8 protein-coding genes are annotated in these 12,008 nt (G+C 73.0%); 2 read left to right on the top strand and 6 right to left on the bottom strand.

What is annotated here, in order from left to right; genetic code table 11:
- Nucleotides 1-43: 43 nt before the first annotated feature.
- The 5 genes from coaE to rpsA all read right to left on the bottom strand — a co-directional run bounded on the left by coaE (nucleotide 44) and on the right by rpsA (nucleotide 6,347).
- On the bottom strand, nucleotides 44-643 hold the full coding sequence (gene coaE / locus AB0J21_RS12905; RefSeq protein ID WP_363145932.1) for a dephospho-CoA kinase: 600 nt from the start codon (nucleotides 641-643) through the stop codon (nucleotides 44-46).
- A 167-nt stretch (nucleotides 644-810) separates the two neighbouring features.
- Nucleotides 811-1,602 carry an ATP-dependent Lon protease gene (locus AB0J21_RS12910; RefSeq protein WP_363145933.1) on the bottom strand — a complete coding sequence of 264 codons (792 nt, stop codon included), beginning with the start codon at nucleotides 1,600-1,602 and terminating at the stop codon, nucleotides 811-813.
- 261 nt (nucleotides 1,603-1,863) lie between these two features.
- Nucleotides 1,864-2,802 carry a PAC2 family protein gene (locus AB0J21_RS12915; protein ID WP_363145934.1) on the bottom strand — a complete coding sequence of 313 codons (939 nt, stop codon included), beginning with the start codon at nucleotides 2,800-2,802 and terminating at the stop codon, nucleotides 1,864-1,866.
- A 132-nt stretch (nucleotides 2,803-2,934) separates the two neighbouring features.
- Entirely contained in the window at nucleotides 2,935-4,545 is a 1,611-nt protein-coding gene (locus AB0J21_RS12920) for an FAD-dependent oxidoreductase (protein WP_363145935.1), read from the bottom strand.
- Between the two features lie 278 nt (nucleotides 4,546-4,823).
- Nucleotides 4,824-6,347: a 30S ribosomal protein S1 gene (gene rpsA / locus AB0J21_RS12925; protein ID WP_363145936.1), complete on the bottom strand. Its 1,524-nt coding sequence runs from the start codon at nucleotides 6,345-6,347 to the stop codon at nucleotides 4,824-4,826.
- Nucleotides 6,348-6,707: 360 nt separating this feature from the next.
- Between rpsA and AB0J21_RS12930 the strand changes: the two genes are divergently transcribed.
- The gene (locus tag AB0J21_RS12930) at nucleotides 6,708-7,586 is read left to right on the top strand and encodes a class I SAM-dependent methyltransferase (protein ID WP_363145937.1); all 879 of its coding nucleotides are present in this window, start codon (nucleotides 6,708-6,710) and stop codon (nucleotides 7,584-7,586) included.
- A 55-nt stretch (nucleotides 7,587-7,641) separates the two neighbouring features.
- Nucleotides 7,642-10,116, top strand: a complete 2,475-nt coding sequence (hrpB, locus tag AB0J21_RS12935) for an ATP-dependent helicase HrpB (RefSeq protein WP_363145938.1) — start codon at nucleotides 7,642-7,644, stop codon at nucleotides 10,114-10,116.
- A gap of 67 nt (nucleotides 10,117-10,183) precedes the next feature.
- Here hrpB and AB0J21_RS12940 read toward each other — a convergent pair whose 3' ends face one another.
- Nucleotides 10,184-11,950: a lytic transglycosylase domain-containing protein gene (locus tag AB0J21_RS12940; RefSeq protein ID WP_363145939.1), complete on the bottom strand. Its 1,767-nt coding sequence runs from the start codon at nucleotides 11,948-11,950 to the stop codon at nucleotides 10,184-10,186.
- Between the last annotated feature and the right edge of the window lie 58 nt (nucleotides 11,951-12,008).

Genomic DNA, 12,008 nt, shown 5'->3' on the forward strand with positions numbered 1-12,008 from the left:
GGCGGCGCTATTCCGGGGCGCCGCCCCGGGACCGGGACCCCGGTCAGCCTTTCGCGCGCCGCTCCAGGTCGGCCCAGACCTCGGCGACGCGTGCGGCCAGCGTGTCGAGCGGGCCGTCGTTGTCGATCACGAGATCGGCGGCGGCCAGGCGCTGTTCACGGGTGGCCTGGGCGGCCATCCGGGCGCGGGCGTCGGACTCGGTCATGCCGCGCGTTTCGACCAGGCGCCGCAGCTGGGTCTCGGGCCGGGCGTCCACCACGAGCACCAGGTCGTAGAGCGGGCCGAGCCCGTTCTCCACGAGCAGCGGCACGTCGTTGACGACGACGGCCTCGGCCGGGGCGGCTTCCTGGAGTGCGGCGGAACGCTCGCGGACGAGCGGGTGCACGATCGCGTTCAGCTCGGCGAGTTTCTCCGGGCTGCCGAACACGATCCGGCCGAGGGCCGGGCGGTCGAGCCGGCCCTCGGCGGTGAGAACCCCGCCGCCGAAGGCGTCGACGACGGCGGCCAGCCCCGGCGTGCCCGGCTCCACGACGTCACGGGCGATGCGGTCGGAGTCGATCAGCACCGCCCCGTGCCGCACGAGCAGCCGGGACACTTCACTCTTGCCGGCACCGATGCCGCCGGTCAGCCCTACGGAAAGCATGGGGGCAGCTTAGGCAGGTCAGGCGCACCCCGCGACACCCGGCGGGCCCCTGTGGCCTCAGCCGGGCGCCGCGTCATCGGCCGGCCCGTGCGGCTTCGGGCGGCGGCGGTGGCTTCGCGGCCACTGCCGCCGTCACCGGCCGCGCGCGGTCGCGGGGTGCGGGGGGGTCAGCGGCCCTTCGTGAGGGTGGCCCGCGGCGCCTCGATCACGAAGGTGCCGAGGGCGGTGGTCCCGTCGAGCGCGTACACGGGGATCCGGCGGTCCTTGCCGGCCCGTTCCGACTGGACGGCGAGGGCCTCGCGCGGCGAGGCGGGGACCGGCTCGTCCTCCAGGTCCGCACTCTTCACGTAGCCGAGCTTCCCTTCCGTCGTGTACGCCCGGATCAGGTCGGGGGCCGCCTGGGGTGTCCTCGCGTCCAGCCCGGAGCCGTACGTCTGCCCCCGCGCGTTCCTCGGCAGGGCCCCCTCCGCCGCCTCCCGCCGGGCCGGTGCCGCGCCGGCCGCCACGGACCTGTGGTTGAGGGTCGGGGTCTTGAAGGTGTAGACGGCCTTGTAGCCGTTTCCGTTGTACGCCTTCGTCGCCCCGTAGCTGTAGTAGGCGCCGCTTCCGCAGCCGTTGCCCTGGGTCGGGACGGACAGGCTGTTCGCCGGACCGGAGTTGTAGGCATACCCGGCCGACTTGCACAGCGCGTTGCCCTTGTAGAGCCGGGCCAGCGCGCCGAGGTACCCCGCCGGGACATTGCCGCTGCCGTTCCTGGCGGCCGTCGTCGACGCGTAGAGACGCGAACTGTCGGCGATCGCCGCGCGGTTCTTGTACTTGTAGCCCTTGACCGGCCCGTAGTAGCCCCACGGGCTGTACGAGACGGCGGAGGCCTGCGGCACGAAGGCGCCGAACAGTCCCACCGCCAGCAGACCTACGAGGCCGGCCCTCGCGTGCGTACGCCTGATGTAGACCATCATTTCCCCTGTTGTCCCTCGTCGCTCGGAATGTCCGGGAATTCAGCATGAAGTCACCGCACAACGGGCGTCAACAGGGCAATTCCAGCCTTCAACAGGCCGGATTGAGACGGTTTCTCCGGGAGAGCCCTCTCAGGGCGAGCGGTCAACTGCCGCTCGCCGGCGGGGCAGACCGAAGCCCCTCAGGGATCTGAGGGGCTTGACGGCGCCGGCCGGTCACCGGGCCGCGCTGTGCGACGGCCCGGTGACCGGCCGGACCCGGGTTCAGGCGTCGCCTTCGCGTTCGGCGAGGAACTGCTCGAACTCGCGGCCGATCTCGTCGGCGGAGGGGATGTCGGCGGGCTCGGCGAGCATGTTGCCGCGCGAGGAGGCCCCGGCCACCGCGTCGTACTGGTGCTCCAGGCCCTCGACGAGGGCGACCAGCTCCTCGTCTCCCTCCCGGACCTGCCGGTCGATCTCGGTCTGGGTGCGGTGGGCTTCGGTGCGCAGGCTGTGCGCGATCCCGGGCAGCACGAGGCCGGTCGCCCCGGTGAACGCCTCCAGCGCGGCGAGCGCCGCGTCCGGGTAGGCGGAGCGGGCGATGTAGTGCGGGACGTGCGCGGTGATACCGAGGACGTCGTGCCCGGCCTGCCCGAGCCGGTACTCGATGAGCGATTCGGCGCTGCCGGGGACCTGGGCCTGCTCGAAGGGCGTGGGGTGGCCCGGCACCAGGTCGTTGCGGTTGCCGTGCGGGGTCAGGCCCACCGGGCGGGTGTGCGGGACGCCCATCGGGATGCCGTAGACGTTGACCGCGAGCCGCACCCCGAGGCGCTCCACGATCTGGCCGACGGCGGCGGCGAACCTCTCCCACTCGACGTCCGGTTCGGGGCCGGACAGTACGAGGAAGGGCGCTCCGGTGGCGTCCTGCACGAGGTGGACCTCGATGGCCGGCTCCTCGTACTCCGTCCACTGGTCGCGGCGGAAGGTGAGCAGCGGGCGGCGCGCCCGGTAGTCGACCAGCCGGTCGTGGTCGAAGCGGGCGACGACCTGGTGGGGCAGGGTGTCCAGGACGCGCTCCACGAGCTGGTCCCCCGTGTCCCCGGCGTCGATGTATCCCTCGAAGTGGTACAGCATGACCAGGCCCGCCGACTCCTGGGCCAGCGCGGTGTCCACGACGGCCAGGCCCTTCGGCTCCCACGTGTACAAACCCTGCGGATCAAGCACTCTGACGCCCTCCGGTCCTTCTCGTACTCCCCGGTCAAGAACGCGCGGGGGGACGCGGGCATTCCCGCCCGCGTCCCCGGTCCGTGCGCCGCGCGGAGAACGCCCGGTACGGGCGGGCCGGCGCGGGGGGTCTCAGGAGTTGAGGACCCGCTGGTGGAGGCTGCTGACGACCTTGCGCGCGGAGGAGAACGCGCCGTGCTGCCAGGCGTCGAGATAGCTCAGGTAGTCACCGGCGAAGTACACGTGACCGGCGGGCTGGTTGAGCGGGGCGAAGGCGGCGGCGTCGGGCCCGCCGGCCAGCGAGTGCCAGGACGCCTCCAGGTGGGGGGTCTGGCGCCAGTGGTGGGAGAAGGAGGAGGAGAGTTCGCTGCGGTAGGACTCGCCGTGGATCTTGACGCCCTGGGCGACGGCGCGGGCCTCGCGTTCCTTCGGGCTGAGCGCGGCGTAGGAGTCGGCGTGCGCACCGGTGTTGTAGTAGCCGATGAGCAGTCCGCGGTCCTCGTGGTAGCCGTGCGAGGGGTACCAGATGTGGTCGAGGTCCATGTCGGTCTCGGTGATGCCGCCGTAGATCCGGTGCTCGGTCTCCCACCAGCGGCTGCGGTACTCCAGCCCGATCTTCCCGGCGGAGGAGGGCTTGCACGCCTCCAGGGCGCTCTGCACCGCGGGGCCGAGGTTGTGGGTGGTCTTGGCGAGGATGTTGGGCGGGAGCGCGGCGATGCAGTAGTCCGCCTCGATGCGGCGCTTGCGGCCGCCCTCCTCGTAGGTGACGGTGACGCCGCGCGAGGTGTTGCTGAGGTCGGTGACGGCGGCCCCGGTACGGATGCGGTGGGCGCCTATCGCGCGGGTCAGCGCGGCGGGTATCCGGTCCATCCCGCCGACCGGCTCGAACATGAGCATGGCCTGGTCGTAGCCGAACTCGAAGGAGAAGTAGCGGCCGACGCCGCTCGCGAAGACCTCGGAGGCGCTGGGCAGGGAACCGAGTTCCTCTCCGGGGGCACCGGCCGCTCCCGGGTCGCTGAGGTAGCCGCGGCGTTCGCTGCCGGTGTAGGTGAGTTCGGAGCCGATGTCGCCGAAGCTCTTGAGGAAGGTCAGCAGCCGGTCCTGGTCCTCGGCGGTGAGCTGCTTGTCGAGGGCGCCGAGGTCGGTGGCCTTGGCGAGGAGTTCGGAGACGTAGCCGTAGACGTCGGCCTTCGCGGTGCGGTAGCGCACCGGCTTCTTCATCCCGGCCTGCTCGTTGTAGAGGTAGGCGCTCGCGTTGGTGTTGGTGAACACCTCGATGGGGACGCCGAGTTCGCGACAGTAGTCGAGGGTGTTCATCCACTGGGCGATGCGGCCGGGCCCGGCGTTCATGTACTGGCCCTTGGAGAAGCGGGCCGTCTGCCGGTTGCCGGAGGTGTCGACGGTGCTGTCGCCGCCGCGCACGGTGAAGTTGCGGCCGCCCGTGCGGTCCCGGGCCTCCAGGATCGTGCAGTCGTATCCGGCCTTGCCCAGTTCGTAGGCGGAGGCGAGTCCGGCGATGCCGCCGCCGACGATGACGACCTTGGCCGCACCCTTCCCGCGCAGCGTGAAGTCGCCGGTCCTGGGGGCGGTGAAGACAGGTTCGTGACGAGCTGCGGCCGCCGCGTCGGGGGCGAGGCCGAGGGCCCCCATCGTGGCGAACATGGCACCCGCACCGCTGGTGACTCCTACGTTGCGCAGGAACGTGCGGCGGCTCGTACCGGTGTGCGGCGAAGGCTCTCCCATGCGGGAAGTCCCCTTTCACTCGTGACGCACCACCGGCACGCACCGGCGGTGATCTTGAATTCGAGGGGATCCTCACAGCGCCGCGTTACGGCCCTCACCACTCAGGTGTATCCCGCACGTTTCCCTGTGTTACGTGTGGGACGGGTTCCGTCTCGCCGGACCCCGCCGAAGCCGGGGCCCACGGCCCCGGAACACACCAAAGCCGAGGTCCCGGTCCCCTCGGAAGGGGACCGGGACCTCGGCTACGAGCTTTCTACCGCTCGGTGGCTACCGCGTGATCAGCTCTGGCCTCCGGCCAGCTTCTCGCGCAGGGCCGCCAGCGCCTCGTCCGACGCGAGCGCGCCGGAGTTGTCGCCGGAGTCCGAGGAGTACGAGCCGCCGCCGCTGCCGCTGCCGGCACCCGCGCCGCTGCCCGAAGCGGCCGGAGCGGCCGTCTCGGTGCCCTCGGCCGCGGCCTGCTCGTCGGCCTCGCGGGACTTGATGACCTGAGCCTGGTGCTGCTCGAAGCGGCTCTGCGCCTCGGCGTACTGGGTCTCCCAGGTCTCCCGCTGCGACTCGTAGCCTTCCAGCCAGTCGTTCGTCTCGGGGTCGAAGCCCTCGGGGTAGATGTAGTTGCCCTGGTCGTCGTAGGACGCGGCCATGCCGTACAGGGTCGGGTCGAACTCGACGGCCGACGGGTCGGCGCCGAAGGCCTCGTTGGCCTGCTTCAGCGAGAGGCTGATGCGGCGGCGCTCAAGGTCGATGTCGATGACCTTGACGAAGATCTCGTCGTTGACCTGGACGACCTGCTCCGGGATCTCCACGTGGCGCTCGGCCAGCTCGGAGATGTGGACCAGACCCTCGATGCCCTCGTCGACGCGGACGAACGCGCCGAAGGGAACGAGCTTGGTGACCTTGCCGGGAACGACCTGGCCGATCTGGTGCGTCCGGGCGAACTGCTGCCACGGGTCTTCCTGCGTCGCCTTGAGCGACAGGGAGACACGCTCGCGGTCCATGTCGACGTCGAGGACCTCGACGGTGACCTCCTGGCCGACCTCGACCACCTCGGAGGGGTGGTCGATGTGCTTCCAGGACAGCTCGGAGACGTGCACGAGGCCGTCGACGCCACCCAGGTCCACGAAGGCACCGAAGTTGACGATCGAGGACACGACGCCGGAGCGGACCTGACCCTTCTGGAGGGTCGTGAGGAAGGTCTGGCGGACCTCCGACTGGGTCTGCTCCAGCCAGGCACGGCGGGACAGGACCACGTTGTTGCGGTTCTTGTCCAGCTCGATGATCTTGGCCTCGAGCTCCTTGCCCACGTAGGGCTGGAGGTCGCGGACGCGGCGCATCTCGACGAGGGAGGCCGGCAGGAAGCCACGGAGGCCGATGTCGAGGATGAGTCCACCCTTGACGACCTCGATGACGGTACCGGTGACGATGCCGTCCTCTTCCTTGATCTTCTCGATCGTGCCCCAGGCGCGCTCGTACTGCGCGCGCTTCTTGGACAGGATGAGCCGACCTTCCTTGTCCTCCTTCTGGAGAACCAGGGCCTCGATCTCGTCGCCGACCTTGACGACCTCATTGGGGTCGACGTCGTGCTTGATCGAGAGCTCGCGGGAAGGGATGACGCCTTCGGTCTTGTAACCGATGTCGAGCAGGACCTCGTCCCGGTCGACCTTCACGATGACGCCGTCGACGATGTCGCCGTCGTTGAAGTACTTGATCGTCTCGTCGATCGCGGCGAGGAAGGCTTCCTCGTTACCGATGTCGTTGACCGCTACCTGCGGGGTGGTGGCGGTGGTCTCGGTGCTGCTCGTCATGTGGGTTAGGGCTCCGGTACGGACATTGAAGTCGTAGGTACTGCTTGCGCCGTGAGCCCGTTTCGCCCTGAGGAGCCTGAACAGTCAGGAGGCGCCGCACCCTGGGGCCCGGAACACCTCGACAACCGAGGAGACATACAACAGATGCGAGCACCGCCTGCTAGGTCTGAGGAGCGCAGGCTCGCAGCGCAACTTGTAGCATACGGGGGCAGCCGGACAGGGTCAATGCGCGAAGGCGCACACCCGGGGGCGATCCCCGCATTACCGGCACGCTGCGTGTCGTCCCAGACCACAGCCCTCACGGGGCGGCCGTAGAGAACGCCCACGCGCGGCGTTCGGGCTGGAGCGAAGAGTACGACGATGGAGCACATCATCCAAGCCCCCGAAACGGACCCCGGGCCCCTCGCCCCGGCGGCCGGGTCCCCCGAGACCGACGAGACCACCGCCACCCGCCGCGCCGCGAGTGTCACGGAGAGCAGCCGCGCCAATCGCGGCTGGTGGAACGGCAACGCGGACGACTACCAGCGCGAGCACGGCACCTTCCTCGGCGACGACCGCTTCGTGTGGTGTCCCGAGGGCCTGGACGAGGTCGAGGCCGAGCTGCTGGGCCCGGCCGAGTCCCTCCGGGGCCGCGACGTCCTGGAGATCGGCGCCGGCGCGGCGCAGTGCTCGCGCTGGCTCGCGGCGCAGGGCGCCCGGCCGGTCGCCCTGGACCTCGCGCACCGCCAGCTCCAGCACGCCATGCGCATCGCGGAGGAGCACGCGACGCGCTTCCCGCTGGTCGAGGCCGACGCGGGGGTCCTGCCCTTCCGCGACGGCTCCTTCGACCTGGCGTGCTCGGCGTACGGCGCGCTCCCCTTCGTCGCGGACCCGGTGCGGGTGCTGCGCGAGGTGCACCGGGTGCTGCGGCCCGGCGGGCGTTTCGTGTTCTCGGTGACGCATCCGCTGCGCTGGGCCTTCCCCGACGAGCCGGGCCCCGAGGGCCTGAGCGTCGGCGCGTCCTACTTCGACCGCACGCCCTACGTGGAGGAGGACGAGGAGGGCGAGGCGGTGTACGTCGAGCACCACCGCACGGTCGGCGACCGGGTGCGGGACGTGGTGGCCGCCGGTTTCCGGCTGGTCGACCTCGTGGAGCCGGAGTGGCCGGACTGGAACACGCAGGAGTGGGGCGGCTGGTCCCCGCTGCGCGGCTATCTCATCCCGGGAACGGCGATCTTCGTGTGCGAGCGCGACGGCTGAGGTCCGGGGCCTTTGAGCCCCCGCGCGGACGGCCCCGTGCGCGAGACTGGCCGGTGTGATCCGTACCGAAGCGCTCTCGGCCCTGCCCGTCCGATCCGTCCTGCCCGCGCTGCGCACGGCGCTGGAGGGACCGGGGGCGGGCGGGGCCGCGGTACTGTGCGCGCCGCCGGGCACCGGTAAGACGACGCTCGTCCCGCTCGCGCTGGCCGGGCTGCTCGGCGAGGGCGCGGCGCCGCGCCGGATCGTGGTGGCCGAGCCCCGGCGGATCGCGGCGCGGGCCGCGGCGCGGCGCATGGCCTGGCTGCTGGGCGAGCGGGTCGGCGAGAGCGTCGGCTTCACGGTGCGCGGGGAGCGGCAGGTCGGTCCGCGTACCCGCGTGGAGGTCGTGACGACGGGCGTGCTGCTCCAGCGGCTCCAGCGCGACCAGGAACTCGCGGGCGTGGACGCGGTGATGCTCGACGAGTGCCATGAACGGCACCTGGACGCCGACACGGCGACGGCCTTCCTGGTGGATGTACGGGCGGCGCTGCGGCCCGAGCTGTGGCTGCTGGCCGCTTCGGCGACGACCGACGCGCAGGGCTGGGCGCGGCTGCTGGGCGAGGCGCCCGTCGTCGTCGCCGAGGGAGTGTCGTACCCGGTGGAGACGGAGTGGGCGCCCCCTCTCCGGCCGGTGCGCCCGCCGCACGGCCTGCGGGTCGATCCGGCGCAGCTCGCGCATGTCGCCTCAGTGGTGCGCCGGGCGCTGGCCGAACGCCCGGGCGACGTGCTGTGTTTCCTGCCGGGCGTCGGGGAGATCGGGCGGGTCGCGGGGCTGCTGTCGGGGGTGGACGCGGAGGTGCTCCAGGTGCACGGGCGGGCGCCGGCCGCCGTGCAGGACGCGGTGCTCTCGGGGCCCGGCGAGCGGCGCCGGGTGGTTCTCGCGACCTCGGTGGCGGAGTCGAGCCTGACGGTGCCCGGGGTGCGGGTCGTCGTGGACTCTGGGCTGGCCCGTGAGCCCCGGGTCGACCACGCGCGGGGGCTGAGCGCGCTGACCACGGTCCGGGCCTCGCTGGCCTCGGCGCGGCAGCGGGCGGGCCGGGCCGGGCGTGAGGCGCCGGGCACGGTGTACCGGTGCTGGGCGCGGGCCGAGGAGGCACGGTTGCCCGCGTTCCCCGCACCGGAGATCAAGGTCGCCGACCTCGGGGCCTTCGCGTTGCAGGCCGCGTGCTGGGGCGATCCGGCCGCGGCCTCTCTCGCGCTGCTGGACGCGCCGCCGGCCGGGGCGCTGGCCGCCGCGCGCGAGGTGCTGGGCGCGATCGGCGCGGTGGACCGCTCCGGGCGGGCCACCGCGCGCGGGGAGCGGATGGCGCGCCTGGGCCTGCATCCCCGGCTCGCCCGCGCCCTGCTCGACGGGGCCGCCGAGGTGGGGGCGCGGCGTGCGGCCGAGGTCGTGGCGCTGCTGAGCGAGGAGCCGCCGAGGGAGTACGGGGACGATCTCGCGGGGGCGCTGCGCCGGGCCCGCGCGGGCTCCGACGCGTACGGGGCGCGGTGGCGGCAGGAGGTGCGCCGGTTGTCCTCGCAGGTGCCGAAGTCGCTGTCCGGGGACGGCGCGCTGGCCGAGGACGCGGCGGTGGGGCTGGTGACGGCGCTCGCCCAGCCGGAGCGGGTGGCGCGGGCGCGCGGCGGCGGTTTCCTCATGGTGTCGGGTACGGGCGCGGAGCCGGCGGAGGGTTCGCGGCTGCGCCAGGCCCCGTGGCTGGCCGTCGCCGTCGCGGACCGGCCGGCCGGGGCGGTGTCGGCGCGGGTGCGGCTGGCGGCCGTGATCGACGAGGACACCGCGCGGGTCGCGGCGGGGGCGCTGTACGCGCGGGGCGGCGAGGTGCGGTGGTCGGGCGGGGACGTCGTGGCGCGGGAGGTGGAGCGGCTGGGCGCCGTGGAGTTGCGGGCCCGGCCGCTGCGGGAGCCGGATGCGGCACTGGTGCGGGAGGCGCTGCTCGACGGCTTGCGTCGGACGGAGCTTGGCGTGCTGCGCTGGTCGCGCGGGGCCCGGGAGCTGCGGCAGCGGATGGCCTTCGTCCGGGAGGCTCTCGGCGAGCCGTGGCCGGACGTGTCGGACGCGGGCCTGCTGGAGCGGGCCGGGGAGTGGCTGGAGCCCGAGCTGTCCCGGGCGCGGCGCCGGGCCGATCTGGAGCAGGTGGAGGTGGCCGCCGCGCTGCGGCGCCTGCTGTGGGCCTCGGGTGTGGGGGGCCGTCTCGACGAACTGGCACCGGAGCGCTACGAGTTGCCCGAGGGCCGGGGCCGGGTGCGGATCGACTACTCCGGGGACCGTCCGGTGCTGGCGGTGAAACTCCAGTCGCTGTTCGGGGTGAGCCGGACCCCGGAGGTGGCGGGGGTGCGGATGCGCGTGCACCTGTTGTCACCGGCCGGGCGCCCGGCGGCGATCACCAGCGATCTGGAGACCTTCTGGACGGAGGGCTACCGGGCGGTGCGCACGGAGTTGCGGGGGCGCTATCCGAAGCACGCGTGGCCGCAGGCGCCGTCCGGGAGTTGAGGTTCCCGTCGTCGCCGGGCCGGTGGGGCCCGCCCGGCGACGCGGGACGCTCGTGGGTGGCGGCCGGTCAGCCGATGGTGAGGCTGACGTCGAGTACGGCCCCGCCCTCGGTCGTGACGCGCAGGACGTACTCGCCCTTCTCCGTGTCGGCGAAGAGTTCGGGGAGCGTGAGGGCTCCGTCCTCGTCGGTCGTGAGCGACACGGTGCGGGCCGGTGTGCCGTCCGCACCCTTGAAGTACGGTCCCGCGGCGGCCGCTTCGGTGTCCTTGGCGGTCTTGAGAACGGTGGCGGTGGCGGCGACGCCCGGCGCGGCGGCCCCGTCGAGGGTGGCCTTGGCGGTGAGCCGCGTGGCGAAGGCGGTGCCGGGCGCGGCGGTGAACGCCTTGTCGTCGGTGCGGGCGAGCTGGTCGGCGAGCCGGGCGGTGACGGTCGCCCGGTAGGTGACGGGTGCGAGGCTGCCGCCTTCGAGCACGGCGCGCACGGTGAACTCCCCGGTCTTCGCCCCGGCGTTGAGGGCGGGCGCGGTGGCGCTCCCGGTGGCCGTCGTGGTGACGGTGACCGACTTGGCGCCCTGCGCGAAGGCGGCGCCGGTGTCGCCGACGACGGTGAAGGTGACCTTGGCCCCGGCGACGCCCTTGCCGAGTCCGTTGAGCGCGCGGACGGTGACGCGGTGGGCGAAGTCGCTTCCGGTGACGGCGCTGAGGGTGCCGGTCGCGGAGTCGGCGAAGCGGGCGACCTGCTGGGCCGGCGGCTTCGGCGGGGTGGTCGGTGTCGTGGGCGGGGTGGTCGGGGGCGTCGTCGGGGGTGTGGTGTCCGGGGGTGTGGTGGGGTTCGTCGGCTTCTCGGGCTGCGAGGGCTTGGCCGGCGACCCGCTCCCGCCCGGCTTGTCGGGGTGCGGGGTGCTCGGGCTCGCGCTGCCGCCGTGGGCGGGCGGCGTCGGGGACGGGGTGACCGAGGGCGGCGTCGAGGGGACGGTCGCGGGGGTGTTGGGGTGCCGGGGCACGGTGCCGGTGCCGTCGGGGACCTCGTGCGTGCCCTTGCGGTAGAACTCGAACCAGGTCAGGACGGTGTTGAGGTACTCCTGCGAGTGGTTGTAGCTGAGGATGGCGGCGTTGCGGCCCGTGGTCGTGGCGAGGTCGCGGCCGTCCGCGCACAGGTAGTAGCCGGCGGCGAGGGCCGCGTCGTACACGTTGTTGGGGTCGCTGGTGCCGTCGCCGTTCCCGTCGCGGCTCCAGGTGTCCCAGGTCGAGGGGATGAACTGCATGGGGCCGACGGCGCGGTCGTGGGTGCGGTCCCCGTCGTAGCGGCCGCCGTCGGTGTCGGAGATGAGAGCGAAGCCGTTGCCGTTGAGCTGGGGGCCGGTGATGCGGCCGATGGTGGTGCCGTCGGCGGCGACCTTGCCGCCTCTGGCGTGTCCGGACTCCACGCGGCCGATGGCGGCGAGCAGTTGCCAGGGCAGCCGGCAGCCGGAGCGGGTCTCGGCGAGTTCGGCCTCGGCCTTCTTGTAGGCGTCCAGGACGGTCGCGGGTATGCCGGCCTCGGCGGGTTCCTGCGCGACGGGTTCCTGGGCGCCTGTCCCGGTGCCGGGCTGCGCGCCGGGCAGGTCGTGGGAGCTGCCGGGCTTTCCGGGGCGTACCGGGGGAAGGTCGGTGTAGTAGCGGTCGTCGGTGGGCGGGGTGACGTCCCTGCGGTCGCTCGCCTCGCTGCTGCGCGGCTGCCGGTGGGTTTCGCTGAAACCCGGCGCCTGGGAGGCGGTGAGCGCCGCCATCACCAGGGCCGCGACCGCCGTGGCCGCCGCCCCCTTGCGCAGCCGTATGCCGAATTGCGCCGCCATTGTGGTGCCACCCCTCCCTCGTCGCCCGCCACGCTCCCCAGCGCGACGACCCTGGCGA

Source organism: Streptomyces sp. NPDC049954, from assembly GCF_040656295.1.
Lineage (GTDB): Bacteria > Actinomycetota > Actinomycetes > Streptomycetales > Streptomycetaceae > Streptomyces.